This is a genomic window from Achromobacter sp. ACM01 (assembly GCF_014851745.1).
GTDB classification, from domain to species: domain Bacteria; phylum Pseudomonadota; class Gammaproteobacteria; order Burkholderiales; family Burkholderiaceae_B; genus Achromobacter; species Achromobacter aegrifaciens.
The window spans coordinates 1,317,818-1,334,516 of the sequence record NZ_JACVAF010000002.1; the positions used below are offsets into that span (position 1 = coordinate 1,317,818).

Sequence of the window (16,699 nt, forward strand, 5' to 3'; positions counted from 1 at the left end):
CCGACCCGCGTCCCTCTCTTCAGGCTTGCCCGTGGCGCACCAGATTGAACCCTTCGTCTTCGTCCGGCTCGACGAAGTACGCCGTGATCATGTCGAACTGTTCGTCCGTGGTAGTGTAAGGGTGCGTGCCCGAGGCATTGCGCGCGCGCAGCCTGGCCTTGCAGACCTCATCGGGCAGATCCAGAAAATGCAGCTGATGGGCGCAGCCGGCCTCTTGCGCCACTTGGCGCAGCCATTCACGGCTGCGCCGCGTGTTGGCCGGGAAGTCCAGCACCACCGACAAGCCCGCCCGGACCAGCGCCGCCACGTGGCTGCCCATGGCATTGCGCAGGCGGCTGGCGCAGCGGGCGTAGTCGGTCAGGTCCACGATTTCTCCGGGATACAGCGCCGCCAGCCAGCTGTCCTCGCTGAGCAGGATGGTGCCGGGCCGCGCGGCCAAGGCTTGCGCCAGCGTGGATTTGCCGGCGCCGATCTTGCCGCACAGAAAGTGCAGCATGGGCGTGGCGGCGGCGGAAAGTTCTGTGGACATCATGAAGTGCTCTCCTGGAAAAAACTGCGGCAGGAGGCGGGCCAACAAAAAACCCGCCTCTGGCGGGTTTATGTAGCGATGTACCGACGCGCGCTAACCCACCATGACCTTGATGGTGGTAATAATCAAAGCGAACGGGGTCAGGGATCGGCGCATGTGGTGAAGCTTGCGCCCGGCATCGGCTCTTGTCAAATTCCGCGGAAAAAACAGCGCCGGCAAGCCCTGCAGCTTGCCGGCGCCGTGTTGCATCACGCTGCGCGATGCCGCGGGGACCTCAACGCGCGGGCTGCGGCGCCGCCCCCACGTCCTTGCGCACCTTGGCCACGTCGGCGGCGGTGACGGCCGCCCCCTGGTTGCCCCAGCTGGACCGCACGAACGTCACCACATCGGCGACTTCCTTGTCGGTCATGCGCCAGTCGAAGCCCGGCATCGCGTAGGCAGTGGGCGCCGCCGCGGTGGCCGGCATCTGCGCGCCCTTGAGCACGATGTGGATCAGGGACGCGGGGTCCGCCGAATTCACCGTCGAGCTCAACGCCAGCTGCGGGAAGGTTTCCGCATAGCCCTTGCCGGTACTGCGGTGGCAGGCCGCGCAATTGTTGAGGAAGGCCATGGCGCCGTCGCCCTTGTCCTTGCCCGTGCGCAGCGCCTGCGCCACGGACTCGTTGTAGGCCAGCGGCTTGGTGGCGTCCTTGTTCACCGGCGGCAGGCTCTTCAGATAGGCCGCGATGGCGTTCAGGTCGGCATCGGACAGGTGCTGCGTGCTGTCGCCCACCACCTGCGCCATGCCGCCAAAAGCCGCGGAATGGCCGTTGCGACCGGATTTCAGGAAGGCCACGATGTCCGCCTGGCTCCAACTGCCCAGGCCGTCGGTCGTGTCGCCGCGCAGGTTCTTGGCCAGCCAGCCTTCGACCACGCCGCCGGACAGGAAGGCCGAGCCGTCCGCCTCGGTCAAGGCCTTTTCCTGCAAGGCGACGCCGCGCGGCGTGTGGCAGGTGCTGCAATGGCCCAGCCCTTCGACCAGGTACTGGCCGCGCAGGAGCGCGGCGCGGTCGGCGCCCTGGGTGTCCGCGGTCACGGGGGCCGTGGCCACGTCGGGCGCAAACATCCAGCGCCACACGCCCAGCGGCCAGCGCATCGACAAGGGCCAGATGATGTCCGTGTCCTTGTTCTCCTGCCTGACCGGCTCCACGCCATGCATGAAGTAGGCGTACAAGGCCTTCACGTCCTCGGGCGTGACCTTGGCGTAGGCGGTGTACGGCATCGCCGGATACAGCGAGTGCCCGTCCTTGGCCACGCCATGGCGCACGGCCCGGTCGAAGTCCTCGTAGGAGTAGCTGCCGATGCCGGTGTCCTTGTCGGGCGTGATGTTGGTGGAATAGATCATGCCCAGCGGCGAATCGATGCCCAGGCCGCCTGCAAACGGCTTGCCGTCCTTGGCCGTGTGGCAGGCGATGCAGTCGCCGGCGCGCGACAGGTACTCGCCCTGCTTGATCATCTGGGCGTCGGCGGCGGCCGGCGTGCCGTCCGCGGCGAACGCGGCGCTGGCCACCAGGGCGGAGATGGCCGCAACAATGGTCTGCTTAATCATTGTGCCGTCTCCTTAAGCCTGGACCAGCGGGCCGGGGTTCTTCAGATACAGGTCGCGGATCGCCTGCGCCGACCAATAGGCCAGCGCCCCGACCAGGCCGGTGGGGTTGTAGCCCATGTTCTGCGGGAACACGCAGGCGCCCATCACGAACAGGTTGGGCACGTCCCAGCTCTGCAGGTACTTGTTGACCACGCTTTCCTTGGGGTTGGTGCCCATGATGGCGCCGCCCGTGTTGTGCGTGCTCTGGTAGACCCGCGTGTCGTAGCGCGCGCCCTTCTTGCGCACTCCCACGGCGTACTTTTCGGGCTTCATGGCCTTGGCCACTTCTTCCATGCGCTTGCCCATGTAGCCCAGCATGTCGAACTCGTTGTCGTGCCAATCGAAGGTCATGCGCAGCAGCGGCTGGCCAAAGCTGTCCTTGTAGGTCGGGTCCAGCGACAGATAGGCGTCGCGGTACGACATCACCGAACCGGAAATGCCTATGGACATGTGGCGCTGGTAGGCGTCCTGTACGCCGGCCTTCCAGCCCGTGCCCCAGCTGGGCGTGCCCGGCATGGTGGGCGTCTGCTTGATGGGACGGCCGCCGTAGCGCACGTGGCGGATGCTGGCGCCGCCCAGGAAGCCCAGCGGGCCGTGGTCGAACTGGTCGCCGTTCAGGTCGTCCATGCCCACGCCGCCCGCGCCCGTGCCCACGAAGGGATTGAGCTGGGTGCCCTTGGGCAGCAGCACGCTGACCGCGCCGTTCATCTGGTACGCGTAGTTCTTGCCGACCACGCCTTCATTGGTCTTGGGATCGTAGGGCTTGCCGATGCCGGACAGCAGCAGCAGGCGCACGTTGTGCATCTGGTAGGCCGACAGGATCACCAGGTCCGCCGGCTGCTCCACTTCGCGGCCTTGCGCATCGATGTAGGTCACGCCCACGGCCTTCTTGCCGCTCGAGTCCAGGTTGACCTTGATCACGTGCGAGTGCGTGCGCAGCTCGAAGTTGGGCTTCTTCAGCAGCACCGGCAGGATGGTGGTCTGCGGCGAAGCTTTCGAGTACATGTAGCAGCCGTAGTTCTCGCAGAAACCGCAGAAATTACAGGGGCCGAGACGCACGCCATAAGGGTTGGTGTACGGACCCGAAGCATTGGCCGCAGGCGCCGGATACGGATGGAAACCGACCTCGCGCGCCGCCTTGTTGAACAACTGGGCGCCGTAGGTGGTGGTCAGGGGCGGCAGCGGAAATTCCTTGCTGCGCTTGCCTTCCAGCGGATTGCCGCCTTCGACGATCTGGCCGTTCAGGTTGCCGGCCTTGCCGGAGGTGCCGCATACGTACTCGAACTTCGTGAAGTACGGCTCCAGCTCGTCGTAGGTCACGCCGAAATCCTGGATGGTCATGCCTTCAGGGATGAAGTTCTTGCCGTAGCGCGTTTCATACCGGGTGCGCAGCTCCAGTTCTTCGGGCAGCACACGGTAGTGCATGCCATTCCAGTGGAAGCCCGCGCCGCCCACGCCCGTGCCCAGCAGGAACGAGCCGTTCTGGCGGTACGGCACGGCCACGTCGTCCACGCCATGGCGGATGGTCACGGTTTCCTTGGACAGGTCCTGGAACAGCTTGCCGCGCACGGAGTACGCCAGCTCATCCGCAACCTTGGGATACTCGGCGTCCTTGGGCGTGTCCTGCATCGCGCCGCGCTCCAGCGCCAGTACATGCAACCCGGCCTCGGTCAGCTCCTGGCCGAGGATCGCCCCGGTCCAGCCGAACCCGACCAGCACCGCATCGACTTTGTCTTTCTTGATCGCCATGGCTTAACCCTTCTCCCCAGAGATCGACACGGGGCCGTAGGGATACTTCGCGTTGGGCTGGTCGGCCCAGTCCATGAAGTCCGCGCGCGCGCCCGGGAAACCCACCATCTTCCAACCCACCATGTTCTTGTTGCCGCCATACATCGGATCGGCGAAGAAGCCTTCCTTGGTGTTGGAAAGCAGGAAGCTGAAGAACGTCGTGGCAGGCACGGTTTCGAACTTGATTTTGCCGCCCTGCAGGTCCTTCAGGATCTGCTCCTGCAGCGGCTTGTCCAGTTCGGCGTAGGCCTTGCCGTGCGTCTTCACGCACCAGGCGTCACAGGCCTCGATGCCGTGGCGATAGACCTCGCGGGGATTCTGGTTCAGCTGATAGCCCAGTTCCGGCACCTGGTCGGTGTGGAACGGACCTTGCATGTACCAGAGCTTGCCGTGGCCGAACGGGGTTTCCATCTGGCGGTCGATGAACTCCGGCACGCCGGCCTCGATGGCGCCGGGACCGTACTGGTCTGCGGGAATCAGATGATCCACCGCGGCCACGATGAAGGCCCATTCGGCCTTGGTGAAATAGGTGGGTTCGTAAGGCTTGGCCGCGCGCGCTGCGGCGCTATCCGGCTCGTTGGTACAGCCGGTGGTCATTGCGCCCACCGCCAGCGTCGACGCCGGCACAATGGCCAACGCCTGCAGGAACCGCCTGCGCGGCTTTGCGTCTTCTGTCATAGACATCTCCGTGAATACTCCAAGTTGTCCTAGCTACCGAACATGAACCTGGGAACACGAACCGCCGAGCTAGTGACAACACGCTCTTCGCTTGCAGAAAATCGACCCGATCCCCACGACATGGAGCTTGGGAAAGGGTGCGCACATTATGCGCTTTTTAGGCCATCTGATACGCTCAGATGACCATATCAGATCGATTTTCTTGACATGAAAATAAGTTTTGCATTAAGGACAAAGTAAGTGCCTTTGCACTAGACCCGCATGACAACGGACCCACGCATGAACGAAAAAACCAAGACCTGGCGCAGCACTACGACGACGCGCAGCTGGAGCGCCGCGAAGGACCTCACGCCTGAACAGCGCGCCAACATCGAAGATCTGCTGGACGGCGGAATGGACGGCGCCACGGTCAGCGAGACCTGGAGCTATGCCGGCATTGAAAACGGCGAGTCCTTCAAGGTCGAGATCAAGAATGGCGCGGTCACGGTCAATGGCCGCAAATACGACAGCCTGGACGAAGTGCCGCGCGCCGAACGCGAACGCATCGAGGCATTGCGCGCCGGCCAGGGCGATGGAGGCCTGTGGGACATGCTGCGCAATGCCGGCGTGGACGTGGAAAATCTCGCGCCGGGATTGAAGCCGCAGGGCGCGAAGCCGGAGTTCGTGATCGAGACCGATGAGCCGACGCCGACCCGCGCCCCGACGGCAACGGTCCAATCGGACCCGAACGCGGGCCTCCCTCCGGGCGCCGTGCCGGCCAAGGGCGGCGGCCTGCGCAGGACGCTGCTGATCGGCGTCGCGATCGGCTTGGGCTGGTGGGTGGCGCGGGCGCTGAACCTGTTCTGAAGCGCCCGGGACTGCGCAACGCGCCCGGCGAATTGTTTCAAAACTTGGCCGGCGCACGCAGCATTGCCGCCCCCGACATGCATGGAAACATAAGGACAAAACCCGCCAGGAGCGACACGCCTACGATCTGGGATTCCCGATGCGCGCGGCCTGCGCGCCTGGAGTCCGGATGCGCGTACTGCACTCGCTCAGAGCCCGTGTCGCAGCCAGCCTGGCAGGCATAGGCTCTCTGGTCGCCGCGGCCAGCGTGGCGATTTACGGCGCCTACGGCAAGCTCAACCGTGCGTCCGAACCCGTGTATGGCGCCGATATCTCGATCCAGACCGGCCAGTGGCAGGTGGTGCCGCGCCGGGCCTGGACCGCCTCCACGCCCAAGGTCTATGGCGTGCCGCTCAAGCCCGGCGCCACGGCGCTGGTGGTCGAGGCCGACCTCACCAACCGCACCGCCGAATCGAGCGCCGACTATCTCGGACTGCTGCGCTGGAATGCGCCGTTGGGTTCGGCTGCCGGCAAGCCCATGGTGGTCGGCCTGCGCGACTCCCAGCAAATGCCTTATCTGCAGCCCGGCCTGCCCGAGCGCATGGCCTTCGTCTGGATGCTGCCCCCCGCGGCCGCGGTTCCCATGCGCACCGCGCTCGCGGTGCAGAGCAAGATCTACAAGCCCGTCGACAACCTGTATGGCGCGCCGGGCTGGTTCAATCCCGCGAACGTGGGCCGGATCGAGTTGCCGATAGCCCCGGGCGGCGCGCCGGAGTCGGCCCCATGAGCGCGCGGCTGGGCACGCTGCTGCTGGTGCTGGCCGCCGCGCTGGCTCTGTACGCCATGCAGCGCACCACGCCCCGCTACATGGCGCTGACCGGCCCCATCACGGCAAGCGGCGCCATGGGACAGACGGTGAGCGCCAGGCTGTTCGACGTCACTGTGGAGCGCGTGCAGTTCGCTCAGCAGCTGAACTACAAGAGCCTGAGCGCCACGCAGACGCGCACGACGGGCGGCGTCTGGGCCATCGTCTGGCTGCGCCTGGCGGCACGGGACACGTCGGCCACGGTCGGCGAAGCCGCCTGGCTCGGACCCGGCGGCCTGGCCTACCGCCATACGGACCGCCTTGCCCTCGCGCGCAACCAGCCGCCCCACGCCTTGGAACCGGGCCTGCCGCGCACCGTGCGGCTGGTGTTCGAGATCCGGCCGGATCAGGCGCGCGGCGCCACGCTGCTGCTGTCCGCGCGCTATGACCCGCGCCTGGATTCGCAGGTGCGCATTACGCTGGACGACGTCCCGCTGGACGCCTCCGGCCGGCCCATCGCCGCCGCCAACCATGATCTGGAACAGGAGGCCGCCCCATGAACGATGCGGCCGCGAGCGAACGCCGCTGGCGCCGCCGCAGCCTGTGGCTGCTTCCTGTGCTGCTCGCGCTGACGCTGTACTGGAGCGGTCGCGACAGCGTGGCCCGCTGGCTCGCAGGCCGTGAATTGCAGCCGCGCGAAATCGCGGCGGGCGCGCAGGCGCCGCTGGGCGGCGCGCAATGGCAGCTGCGGCAATTCGCGGTACTGGAACCACCTGCCGGCAGGGGTTGGCAGCCCGGCTCGCGCGCCGCGCTGGCTGCTTTCTCCGTGCAGGTGCAATCTGCCGATCTGCCCACGCGCTGGCGCGGCTGCCGTATTGCGCTGCACGACGCGCAGGGACGCACCTGGCTGCCCGCCATCGCCCCGGCGCTGCGCCTGCCGCGCGGCACCGCACGCGGTTGCGTGGCCGCGGCCCACAGCGGCGCCGCACCCGGCGCCAGCGTCGAAATCATGGAAGCCTTCATGGTGCCCGCCGACGCAGCCGCGCCCTGGTCTATCACCGTGTCCATCGACGCCGAACGGCCCGCCTACCTGCGCTTCGCGCCGCCGGAGCCTGCCGGCTGACTCACGCTGCTGGCGCGGGCGCCGCGCTGCGCATCTTCCAGGGTGCGTAAGCGCATTCCAGCACGGCCGCAAGAAAGCAGATGCGCACGGGTTCGATCAGCAGACCCGTGGAAGAATCGCGGAAGGGGCTGCCGAACAGCAGCGAAACGCCATGCGCCAGCACCTGCCAGGTATCCAGGTCGTACGGACCGATCAGGCGCGCCGCGCCGTACCACAGCCACGCGGCGCCCCAGTCGATCAGGCGGTAGCCCACGATGAGCGTAACCAGCAGCAGCGCGCTGCTGTGAAAGGCCAGCCGCACGCCGCTGGCCAGCGGCAGATAGCGCTTGCGGTAGCCGGCCACGAAATGCTCGACGAAATCGCGCAGAAAGCGCGGCACGGCGCGGTAGCGATCGCCCAGCCGTTGCAGCCGTTCATAGCGCCTGAGATCGGCATCGTCGCGCACGTCATAGCCATAGACCAGTGCGGCCATCACCAGCCATATCACCGGCAACAAGGCATAGAAGAACAGGCTGAGCAGCGCGGCGCCCAGGCCGCGCCCCTGCGCCTCCACGGGCGTCATGCCCGCCGCCCAGGCATTCGTGACGGGCGTCAGCATGTTCATCAGGGACTGCAACAACGCCTCCAGGCCGCGCCGGTCGGCCAGCCACTGCCACGCCTGGTCCTTCCAGCGGCTGATGACGTACAAGCCGATCAGCACCCAGTTGGTTTCGCACAGCACCACCAGCCATTGCCAGCGACCCTTGCCCGTGCGGTCGCGCGCCGTCACCGCCGCCTTGCGCACCAGCCAGGAAATCGCCACCGACACCAGCAGCCAGCGGGAATCCAGCGCGTCCAGCACATTGCCGTGCTCGCCCAGCGGATCCAGCCCATAAGCAAGACGCGAGTATTGCCGCACGATGTCGCCCAGGAAACCCCAGGCGGCGTAGTAGGCGAAGAACGGCAACAAGGCCACGGTCAGCGCCCGCCCCAGACGTCCGTTGCTGCCGCCGGCCTCCGCCTGTCCGGCGCGCGCCGCTTCCTGTGCGCTTTGCAAGGCTGGCAGACCCGGTAGCAGCACCAGGAACATGGCGACAGTGGTGACCAGCTGAGCCAGGGCCACCAGCGTAAGCACGGCCAGGCCGGCCAGATGGTTGGCGAAGCCGGTCTGCGCCGCCACCCACAGCAGCACATCGCGGGCCAGCGTGCCTGCCAGCACCAGCGCCATCAATTGCGGCCAGAACCGCAGCCACAGCCGGCCGGTGAGCGCCCATGGCGCGAGTACGGACTCGAGCATGCCTACACCCTGCAGTGCGCGGATTGAAGCGGACGATGTTAATGCCGCCCGGACGCGCGGAGTGTTACCGCTCGCCACGATTGCGCACAGGGTGTCAATATACGGACATGAGCACATTGACATTCCGCCCCGCCACCGCCGACGACGTCCCCGCCTGCCTGACGATCCGCGGCCAGACGAGAGAGAACGCATTTTCCGTGGAGGAACTGCACGCATTGGGCATCACCGAGGACAGCTGGGCCGCTGGCGTGCGCGCGGGCGACCTGCCCGGCTTCGTCGCCTGCGCGCACGGCCGGGTGACAGGCTACTGCTTCGGCGACCGCGAGACCGGCGAAATCGTGGTGCTGGCGCTGCTGCCCGAAAGCGAGAACCAAGGCGCGGGCAAGACGCTGCTGCAACTGGTGGTCCGCCATCTGGCCAGCCTGGGACACGAACGCCTGTTCCTGGCATGCGCCAGCGATCCCGCCGTGCGCTCCCATGGCTTCTACCGCCACTTGGGGTGGACGCCCACCGGGGAGCGCGACGAGGCCGGCGACGACATCCTGGAACTGTTGATCAGATAGTTTCCAGGCGCCAGCCTTCCCTGCCCGCAACCAGCCGGTGCGTCAGGTCCAGACGCTCCATGAACGAGTCGTCATGGGACACCACGACCAAGGCGCCCCGGTAGGCGCGCAGCATCGCCTCCAATGCCTGCATCGAAGGCAGATCCAGGTGATTGCTGGGTTCATCCAGCAACAGCAATTGCGCGGGCGGGTCGGCGTACAGCGCGCAGGCCAGCGCGGCCTTCAGGCGCTCTCCCCCGCTGAGCTCGCCGCTGGGCGCCGCGATCTTGCGCGCGTCCAGCCCCAGTTGGGCCAGGCGCGTGCGCAAGTCGGCTTGCGTCGCGCTGCGATTGGCCGCCTGCAACTGCTCCAGCACCGGCCGCTGCGGCGCCAGCATGGCCAATCCCTGGTCCAGATACACGGCCTTTGCCGCGACCCGGCAGGTTCCGCCCGGTGCCTGCAGCTGTCCCGCCAGCACCTTGAGCAAGGTCGACTTGCCGCAACCATTCGGACCGACCACGCCCACCCGTTGCTGCCCGCCCAGCGTAAGGTCGATGCGGCGCGTGGCGGCCGGAACAAACGGCAGCTCCACTGCATCCAGTTCGGCGACGCGCCGCTGCGCCGGCATCGCGGCGGGCGGCGCATGCAGCACGATGGCGTCCTGGTCGTCGACCTGCGCGGCCGCCTCGCGCACGCGCAAGGCAAGCCGCTCGCTGGCCGCCGCATGCTGGTGGCGCAGCTTGCCCGCGGAAGTTTCACTGCGCGCCTTCTGCCGGCCCAGCAGGATCTTGGCCTGATTGGCGTCGCGTGCCTGACGGTTGCCGCGCGCCTGGCGGCGTTCCTGGCGTTCGTGCTGCTCGCGCAGGGCCTGTTCCTCGCGTTGGCGTTCATGCTTGCGCTGCTCCAGCAGCGACAGCGCATTGCTCCGTTCCTCTTCCTTGCGCTGCGCGTAAAAGCTGTAGCCGCCCCCATACCCGCGCAGTCCTAGCGTCGACAATTCCACGATGCGCTGCATCGCCTCCAGCAATTGCCGGTCGTGGCTGATCACCAGCAAACCGCGCGGCCAGCGTTGCAGCTGCTCGGCCAGGGCCTGCCGGTTCGGCCTGTCCAGATGGTTGGTGGGTTCGTCCAGGATCAGGAAGTCGGCGTCCGACAGCAACGCGCCGATCAAGGCGACACGCATGGCCTCGCCGCCGCTGAGCGCGGCGGCCGGCGTCGCCGCATCCAGATGGCCCAGGCCGCAGCGTTCCAGCTCCTGCTGCAACGCGAGGCGCGCCCCCCAGCGCTCGCCCACGATGTCGAAGTCCTCGGCGGCGGCGCTGCCCGCTTCGATGCGCTCCAGCGCAGCCAGCGTGGCCTGCATGCCCGCCAGGCCGCCCACGGTTTCCGCCACGCCGGGCGCCGCCTGCTGGGCCAGGTAATGCACGCTGCCCGAGCGCAGGCAGCGGCCGTGGGCCGGCGGTAGCTGCCCGGCAAGAATGCGTGCCAGCACGCTCTTGCCCACGCCATTGCGGCCCACCAGCCCGGTAGGCCGCAGGTCGAACTGTTCGTCGAGACCGGAGAATAGCGTTCTGCCGTCCGGCAGAACATAAGACACGCCTTCCAGCGCGATATAGGGATTCGTCATGTGCAATTCCAAGGATGCCAAGAACTCCCCCTGCTCTTTGGGGGTGGGTGGAGACTGGCCGTCGCGTAGACGGCGGCATCAGTGGCGCATGGCGAATGACTCCTGGTGAGGTGATGAATACCGCATTGTAATGGGGATCACCGCCTGACCTGGGCATCCTGCTCGATCGTGGCTAGCAGAACGCGCCTGAGGGCGCTGGTCAGATGGCTGCGCGCCTCGTTCTCGAACAGCCCGACGGTGCGCTGCGCGGAGGGATCATCGAAGTAAGCCACGCGCAGCCGCGGATCTTCCTCCCAATGCGCCGCGCGCGTCAGCGGAACAATGGTCACGCCGACATCCTGGTGTACCAGTTCAACCATGGTCCGCAGCGAATTGATTTCCAGGTACTCGCCAAACTTCAGGTGATTCCTGCGGACGAAGGCATCGATCAGCGCCCCCGTGTGCGTGTCGCGCGAAGGCCGCAGGAAGAGCCGCCGCGCCATCAGGCTGGCCACGTCCGCCTTGCCCGCCGCCTGACGGTTGGCGATGAACACAAAGGGTTCTGTGTAGAGCGGCGTCCATTGCGTGCCCGAAGGCAGCTTGTGGGCGTTCTTGACCGCCAGCGCCGCGTCCAGCTCCCCTGCCCGCACGCGCAGCGACAGGTCGCCGGAAAAACTGATCACCGGCTGCACGTTCAGCTTGGGATGCGAGTCCCGCAGGGTCAGTACGGCGCGCGCAAGGAACGCCATGGACGTGCCCACCGACCCCACATCTATGGAACCCACCAGCTCGTCGCCGGCCGGGCCGTCGCGCAGGTCGTCGTACACCGCCAGCAGTTGCTCCGCGCGCGGCAACAGCCGGTGTCCGCCTTCGCTCAGCGACACGATCTTGCCGCTGCGGTCGAACAGGGTGACGCCCAAGTCGTCTTCCAGCGCGCGCATCTGCAGGCTGACCGCGGCCGGCGTCAGCGACACCCGTTCCGACGCCGCGGCGAAAGACCCGCTGCGCGCCACGGCGACGAAGGTGCGGAAGAAGCGGATCGAGCTCATCGGGTGGGCGCCATATCAGTAAGAAGAACTTTATATATCACAAAGTAATTTTAGTTTTACTTCTTTATGACAGGACGTCAAAGTTACGTCGTCCCGCAGCCGAGCTGGCATAGCGGCCCCGTCAACCGTATCGTCACCATCGCGCTGCCGCGGCAGGCGCCGGGACGTGAGCTACGAGCCCCCTATGCTTCGCTTCGCACTCTCGCGCATCGGAATGGCCATACCGACACTGCTGATCGTGTCCGTCGCCGTTTTCGTGCTGATCCGCATGATCCCGGGCGATCCGGCCCAACTGCTGCTGGGCGACCTTGCCGACCCCGCCAGCCTGGAAGAACTGCGCCAGCGCATGGGCCTGGACCTATCCTGGCCCGCGCAATTCGCCTTGTGGTTCGGCGACCTGCTGCAGGGCGACCTGGGGAAATCCATTACCACCGGCCAGGCCGTACTGTCCCTGGTCTGGGACCGCTTCCTGGTCAGCGCCCCCATCGTGCTGGCCGCCGTGGCGGCCGCCGCCCTGGTCGCGGTGCCGGCCGGCATCATCGCCGCCTGGCGCCAGAATCGTGCCACCGATATCGCGCTGGTCGGCATGGCCACGCTGCTGGTTTCCATCCCCACCTTCTGGCTGGGCCTGCTGCTGTTGCTGCTGCTGGGACTGAAGCTGGAATGGCTGCCGGTCGTGGGCTACGTGTCGGTGTCGGAGGACGCGGTCGCCGGCCTGCTGTACCTGGCCATGCCCATCCTGACGCTGTTCCTGCACGAGATCGGCGTGCTGATGCGCATGGCGCGCGCCAGCGCCCTGGAGGTCCTGCGCCTGGATTACGTAACCCATGCCCGCGCCAAGGGCCTGAGCGAGCGCGCGGTACTGACCCATCACGTATTCAAGAATTCCTTCGGCCCCACCTGGACCCTGATCGGCCTGGTGCTCGGCAATCTGCTGGGCGGCATCGCGGTGGTCGAGACCGTGTTCACCATACCCGGCCTGGGCCGCCTGCTGGTCGATTCCATCTTCGCCCGCGACTACCCGGTGATCCAGGGTTGCCTGCTGTTCGTCGCGGTCATCTACGTGCTGGTCAACCTGTTCGTCGACCTGCTCTATCCCGCCTTCGATCCCCGCGTTGGAGCGGAGTAAACCGCCATGCAACTGACTACAGCCATCAATCCCGTGAAACCGCGGCGCCGCCGCCTGCCCGCCAATGCGGCCATCGGCGGGGTCATCATCGCCATCGTCGTGGGCGCCGCCCTCATCGGCGCCGTCTGGACCCCGCGCGACCCGCTGGGCATCAGCTTCGCGTCCCGGCTCAAGCCGCCAGGCGCCCAGTTCTGGCTGGGCACCGATGAATTCGGCCGCGACGTGCTCAGCCGCCTGATGGTGGGCGCCTCGACCAGCGTCTGGATCAGCCTCTTGACCGTCTCGTTCTCCATCGTGCTGGGCACCGCCATCGGCGTGCTGACCGGCTTCGTGCGCGGCTGGACCGACCGCATCATCATGGCCTTCAACAACGCCCTGCTGGCCTTTCCCGGCCTGCTGCTGGCGCTGGGCCTGCTGGCGGTGGTAGGCGCCAACAAGTACGGCATCATCCTGGCGCTGGGGCTGGCCTATACGCCTTCGGTGACGCGGATCGTGCGCGGCACGGTGCTGTCGCTGCGCGAGAAGGAGTTCATCGAATCCTCGCGCGTGCTGGGCAATTCCGAGCTCTACACAATGTTCCGCCACGTGCTGCCCAACTGCGTCGCGCCGCTGACGGTTCTGGCGACTTCCATGTTCGGCTGGGTCATCCTGGCCGAAAGCGCCCTGTCCTTCCTGGGGCTGGGCGTGCCGCCTCCCGCGCCGACCTGGGGCAACATGCTGGCCTCGGCCCGTCCGTTCATGGCACAGGCGACGTATCTCAGCATCTTCCCCGGCATCTGCATTTCGCTCACGCTGCTGGGCATCAACCTGCTGGGCGACGCCGTGCGCGACCGCCTGGATCCGCGCATGCGTACGGGTGAATGACATGACGACCAAGCATATGGACGCCGGCGCGACGCTGGCAGAGGTGAACGGCCTGACGCTGACCGTGGGCGCGGGCGGCCGGGAAATCGTCAAGCGGGTCAGCTTCTCCATCAAGCCCGGGGAACTGGTCGGCATCGTCGGCGAATCGGGCAGCGGCAAGACCCAGGCAGCGCGCGCCTTGCTGGGCCTGACGCCGCCGCCGCTGGTGCGCGCGGCGGGCTCGATCACGTTCGAAGGCAAGTCGCTGACCGACGCCCGCCCCGCCACCCTGCGCAAGCTGCGCGGAGCGCGCATCGGCATGGTCTTCCAGGAGCCGATGACCTCGCTCAATCCTTCCATGAAGATCGGCCGCCAGCTCGATGAAGGTCTGGCGCTGCACCGCAAGGACCTGTCCGCCGCCGCCCGCAAGCAGCGGATACTGGAGATGCTGGCGCGCGTCGGCCTGCGCGACCCCGCGGCTGCGCTGGACGCCTGGCCCCATGAATTCTCCGGCGGCATGCGCCAGCGCATGATGCTGGCCGCCGTCATGCTGCTGGAACCCGCCCTGCTGGTGGCCGACGAACCCACCACGGCATTGGACGCCGTGGTGCAGCGCGACGTGCTGGAACTGATGCTGGAGCTGACCCGCGCCCGCAATACGGCCGTGCTGATGATCAGCCACGACCTGCCCATGGTCGCCAAGTACACCGAGCGCATGATCGTGATGCGCCACGGCGAGATCGTGGAAACAGGCACCACCCAGCAGATCCTGGACCGTCCCGCGCATCCGTACACGCGGCAATTGCTGGCGGCCATGCCCATGCGCGGCCCCGCCCGTCCCGTTCCGACCGAGGCGCCCATCGTCGACGTGCGCCAGCTGCTGGTGGACTACGCCGGCCGCCAGCGGCTGTTCGGCCGCACCCAGGCCAAGCGCGCCCTGCACGGCATCGACCTGCAGATCCGGCCGCGCGAGGTGGTGGCGGTGGTGGGCGGATCGGGTTCCGGCAAGACCACGCTGGGCCGGGCCATCGCGGGGCTGCTGGCCCCCACGGACGGCGGCATCTACTTCCGCGGCAAGCCCATTGCGCAGACGGGCGCCGCCTGGAACGACTACCGCCTCAACTGCCAGATGGTGTTCCAGGATCCCTATTCCTCCTTGAATCCGCGCATGACGGTCGGCGAGCTCACGGCCGAAGGCTTGCGCCAGGTGGACGGCATGACGGCGGCGCAGAAGGCCGAACGCGTCCAGACCGTGCTGACCGAGGTCGGGCTGGGCCCGGAGTACGCCAGGCGCTACCCGCATGAATTGTCGGGCGGCCAGCGCCAGCGCGTGGCGATAGCCCGCGCCATCGTACGGCGCCCCGCCTTCGTGATCGCCGACGAGCCGGTCTCGGCGCTGGACGTGACCGTGCGTGCGCAGGTGCTCAAGCTGTTTGCCGAATTGCAGCAACGCCACGGCTTTTCCTGTCTGTTCATCAGCCACGACCTGGGCGTGGTTGAGCAGGTGGCAGACCGCGTGGTCGTGATGCAGGACGGCCAGATCGTCGAACAGGGCCTGCGCGACCAGATCTTCGACGCGCCCCAGCATCCCTACACGCGCAAGCTGCTGTCGGCCATTCCGGCCCTGGAGGCCAACGACAGCGGCGGCGTACGCCTGAAATGGCGGTTCGACCAATGACGCCCGCAGCCCCGCAGGCATAGGAACAGACATGGAAGCGCAAGCCTACTTTCCGCTGGTCGAGGTGGCCGGCACGCCTTACCAGCGCGGACTGCAGCACGGACGCCTGGCCGCCGCGCGCGTGCGGCGCAGCGCCGGGATCTACGCCCGTGCGCTGCAAGAGCTGCGGTACTCGCCCGCGGACCTGCGCCGGCTCATCGCGAACTTCTCGCGCGCCGTCGAGAATTTCGAGCCTGCCTACCTGGACGAGATGCGCGGCATCGCCGAGGGCGCCGGCGTTTCCTTCGAAGACGTGCTGATGATCAACGCCCGCACCGAGATCGTGGCCCAGGCCCGGCGCGCGCAGCTGGTCGGTTCTGCCGCGGTGGCAAGCGACGAATGCACCGGCGCTGCCATCCTGCCTGCCCGCAGCGCCAACGGCAGTTTCCTGCAAGGCCAGAACTGGGACAACCGCCAGGACTGCGCCGACACCATCATCATCCTGCGCGTGCTGCGCGACGACGGCCCCGACGTGCTTACCTTCGTTGAAGCCGGCGGCCTGGCGCGCTATGGCATGAACTCGGCCGGGTTGACCCTGAACGGCAACGGCATGTCCTCCAGCCGCGACTACCAGCAGGACGGCGTGCCCCTGCCGCTGGTGCGCCGCAAGGCGCTGGAACAAGAGCACTACGCGCTGGCCCTGCAGATCGTCACCGGCACGCCTAAAGCCTGTTCGTGCAACCTGATCCTGGGCACGCAACTGGGCCTGGCACTGAGCCTGGAATGCGCGCCCGACGAGACCTTCCTGGTCTATCCCGAGGACGGCCTGCTGGTCCACGCCAACCATTGGACCAGCCCAGTGGCGCTGGGCAAGCTGAAAGAGACGGGCATCGCCAGCTCGCCGGAAAGCCTCTACCGCGACCAGCGCGTGCGCCAGCGCCTGTCCGCCGCGGGCAACAAGCTCGGCGTGCAGGACCTGAAGGCCGCCTTCGCCGATACCCACGCCACTCCTTTTTCCGTCTGCCGGCCGGGGCGCGTCAGCGCCCAGGGCTATGCATCCTGCACCACCGCGACGCTGATCATGGAACCCGCGGCTGGCGTGCTGGAGGTCGCGCGCATGCCCTGGCAGGGCGCCACCTACGCCCGCTATACGGTGGAACGCGGATCCTCCCCTTCCTTCTGAACGTCTTCCGGCTGCAAACCGCTCACAACAAGGACCCAT

Annotated in this window: 16 protein-coding genes; 9 read left to right on the forward strand and 7 right to left on the reverse strand. The window is 67.1% G+C overall.

Going from position 1 to position 16,699, the window contains the following annotated elements:
- Positions 1–19 precede the first annotated feature (19 nt).
- The 4 genes from IB268_RS14440 to IB268_RS14455 all read right to left on the reverse strand — a co-directional run bounded on the left by IB268_RS14440 (position 20) and on the right by IB268_RS14455 (position 4,622).
- Positions 20–532, reverse strand: a complete 513-nt coding sequence (locus IB268_RS14440) for an ATP-binding protein (protein WP_192354426.1) — start codon at positions 530–532, stop codon at positions 20–22.
- Between the two features lie 271 nt (positions 533–803).
- Complete coding sequence (locus IB268_RS14445; RefSeq protein ID WP_192354427.1) at positions 804–2,117, reverse strand: cytochrome c; 1,314 nt, start codon at positions 2,115–2,117, stop codon at positions 804–806.
- A gap of 12 nt (positions 2,118–2,129) precedes the next feature.
- Positions 2,130–3,905, reverse strand: coding sequence for a GMC family oxidoreductase (locus IB268_RS14450; RefSeq protein WP_192354428.1), 1,776 nt, complete (start codon positions 3,903–3,905; stop codon positions 2,130–2,132).
- Between the two features lie 3 nt (positions 3,906–3,908).
- Positions 3,909–4,622 carry a gluconate 2-dehydrogenase subunit 3 family protein gene (locus tag IB268_RS14455; protein ID WP_054456371.1) on the reverse strand — a complete coding sequence of 238 codons (714 nt, stop codon included), beginning with the start codon at positions 4,620–4,622 and terminating at the stop codon, positions 3,909–3,911.
- A gap of 279 nt (positions 4,623–4,901) precedes the next feature.
- Between IB268_RS14455 and IB268_RS14460 the strand changes: the two genes are divergently transcribed.
- From IB268_RS14460 to IB268_RS14475, 4 genes are all read left to right on the forward strand, one after another.
- Entirely contained in the window at positions 4,902–5,468 is a 567-nt protein-coding gene (locus IB268_RS14460) for a hypothetical protein (protein ID WP_119451382.1), read from the forward strand.
- Between the two features lie 169 nt (positions 5,469–5,637).
- Positions 5,638–6,234, forward strand: a complete 597-nt coding sequence (locus IB268_RS14465) for a hypothetical protein (protein ID WP_054456366.1) — start codon at positions 5,638–5,640, stop codon at positions 6,232–6,234.
- Positions 6,231–6,812 (forward strand): hypothetical protein, encoded by a 582-nt coding sequence (locus IB268_RS14470; protein WP_175181309.1) that lies wholly within the window; start codon positions 6,231–6,233, stop codon positions 6,810–6,812. Before IB268_RS14465 ends, IB268_RS14470 begins: the two co-directional genes overlap by 4 nt.
- Complete coding sequence (locus tag IB268_RS14475) at positions 6,809–7,375, forward strand: hypothetical protein (protein WP_054456364.1); 567 nt, start codon at positions 6,809–6,811, stop codon at positions 7,373–7,375. Before IB268_RS14470 ends, IB268_RS14475 begins: the two co-directional genes overlap by 4 nt.
- 1 nt (position 7,376) lies before the next feature.
- Here the strand turns inward: IB268_RS14475 and IB268_RS14480 are convergent, their stop codons facing one another.
- On the reverse strand, positions 7,377–8,651 hold the full coding sequence (locus IB268_RS14480) for a hypothetical protein (protein WP_192354429.1): 1,275 nt from the start codon (positions 8,649–8,651) through the stop codon (positions 7,377–7,379).
- A 107-nt stretch (positions 8,652–8,758) separates the two neighbouring features.
- Between IB268_RS14480 and IB268_RS14485 the strand changes: the two genes are divergently transcribed.
- Complete coding sequence (locus tag IB268_RS14485) at positions 8,759–9,214, forward strand: GNAT family N-acetyltransferase (RefSeq protein WP_054456362.1); 456 nt, start codon at positions 8,759–8,761, stop codon at positions 9,212–9,214.
- Here the strand turns inward: IB268_RS14485 and IB268_RS14490 are convergent.
- Together IB268_RS14490 and IB268_RS14495 are read right to left on the reverse strand one after the other, a co-directional pair.
- Positions 9,207–10,820, reverse strand: coding sequence for an ABC-F family ATP-binding cassette domain-containing protein (locus IB268_RS14490; protein ID WP_192354430.1), 1,614 nt, complete (start codon positions 10,818–10,820; stop codon positions 9,207–9,209). The genes IB268_RS14485 and IB268_RS14490 overlap by 8 nt on opposite strands.
- 137 nt (positions 10,821–10,957) lie before the next feature.
- Complete coding sequence (locus IB268_RS14495) at positions 10,958–11,848, reverse strand: LysR family transcriptional regulator (RefSeq protein WP_054456360.1); 891 nt, start codon at positions 11,846–11,848, stop codon at positions 10,958–10,960.
- A gap of 184 nt (positions 11,849–12,032) precedes the next feature.
- Here IB268_RS14495 and IB268_RS14500 point away from each other — a divergent pair, with 184 nt between their 5' ends.
- From IB268_RS14500 to IB268_RS14515, 4 genes are read left to right on the forward strand one after another with little or no spacing between them, the layout of a single operon-like run.
- Complete coding sequence (locus IB268_RS14500) at positions 12,033–12,977, forward strand: ABC transporter permease (protein WP_054456359.1); 945 nt, start codon at positions 12,033–12,035, stop codon at positions 12,975–12,977.
- Between the two features lie 6 nt (positions 12,978–12,983).
- Positions 12,984–13,841 (forward strand): ABC transporter permease, encoded by an 858-nt coding sequence (locus IB268_RS14505; protein WP_054456358.1) that lies wholly within the window; start codon positions 12,984–12,986, stop codon positions 13,839–13,841.
- Between the two features lies 1 nt (position 13,842).
- Positions 13,843–15,498, forward strand: coding sequence for an ABC transporter ATP-binding protein (locus IB268_RS14510; protein ID WP_119451375.1), 1,656 nt, complete (start codon positions 13,843–13,845; stop codon positions 15,496–15,498).
- A 31-nt stretch (positions 15,499–15,529) separates the two neighbouring features.
- Positions 15,530–16,660 (forward strand): C45 family peptidase, encoded by a 1,131-nt coding sequence (locus tag IB268_RS14515; RefSeq protein ID WP_192354431.1) that lies wholly within the window; start codon positions 15,530–15,532, stop codon positions 16,658–16,660.
- Positions 16,661–16,699: the final 39 nt, after the last annotated feature.

Bases quoted from the DNA above. Each gene is read 5' to 3' on its own strand.
- IB268_RS14455 (WP_054456371.1), bottom strand. From the start codon at position 4,622: ATGACAGAAGACGCAAAGCCGCGCAGGCGGTTCCTGCAGGCGTTGGCC.
- IB268_RS14440 (WP_192354426.1), bottom strand. From the start codon at position 532: ATGATGTCCACAGAACTTTCCGCCGCCGCCACGCCCATGCTGCACTTT.
- IB268_RS14460 (WP_119451382.1), top strand. From the start codon at position 4,902: ATGAACGAAAAAACCAAGACCTGGCGCAGCACTACGACGACGCGCAGC.
- IB268_RS14500 (WP_054456359.1), top strand. From the start codon at position 12,033: ATGCTTCGCTTCGCACTCTCGCGCATCGGAATGGCCATACCGACACTG.
- IB268_RS14450 (WP_192354428.1), bottom strand. From the start codon at position 3,905: ATGGCGATCAAGAAAGACAAAGTCGATGCGGTGCTGGTCGGGTTCGGC.
- IB268_RS14510 (WP_119451375.1), top strand. From the start codon at position 13,843: ATGACGACCAAGCATATGGACGCCGGCGCGACGCTGGCAGAGGTGAAC.
- IB268_RS14490 (WP_192354430.1), bottom strand. From the start codon at position 10,820: ATGACGAATCCCTATATCGCGCTGGAAGGCGTGTCTTATGTTCTGCCG.
- IB268_RS14470 (WP_175181309.1), top strand. From the start codon at position 6,231: ATGAGCGCGCGGCTGGGCACGCTGCTGCTGGTGCTGGCCGCCGCGCTG.
- IB268_RS14445 (WP_192354427.1), bottom strand. From the start codon at position 2,117: ATGATTAAGCAGACCATTGTTGCGGCCATCTCCGCCCTGGTGGCCAGC.
- IB268_RS14515 (WP_192354431.1), top strand. From the start codon at position 15,530: ATGGAAGCGCAAGCCTACTTTCCGCTGGTCGAGGTGGCCGGCACGCCT.
- IB268_RS14485 (WP_054456362.1), top strand. From the start codon at position 8,759: ATGAGCACATTGACATTCCGCCCCGCCACCGCCGACGACGTCCCCGCC.
- IB268_RS14505 (WP_054456358.1), top strand. From the start codon at position 12,984: ATGCAACTGACTACAGCCATCAATCCCGTGAAACCGCGGCGCCGCCGC.
- IB268_RS14495 (WP_054456360.1), bottom strand. From the start codon at position 11,848: ATGAGCTCGATCCGCTTCTTCCGCACCTTCGTCGCCGTGGCGCGCAGC.
- IB268_RS14475 (WP_054456364.1), top strand. From the start codon at position 6,809: ATGAACGATGCGGCCGCGAGCGAACGCCGCTGGCGCCGCCGCAGCCTG.
- IB268_RS14465 (WP_054456366.1), top strand. From the start codon at position 5,638: ATGCGCGTACTGCACTCGCTCAGAGCCCGTGTCGCAGCCAGCCTGGCA.
- IB268_RS14480 (WP_192354429.1), bottom strand. From the start codon at position 8,651: ATGCTCGAGTCCGTACTCGCGCCATGGGCGCTCACCGGCCGGCTGTGG.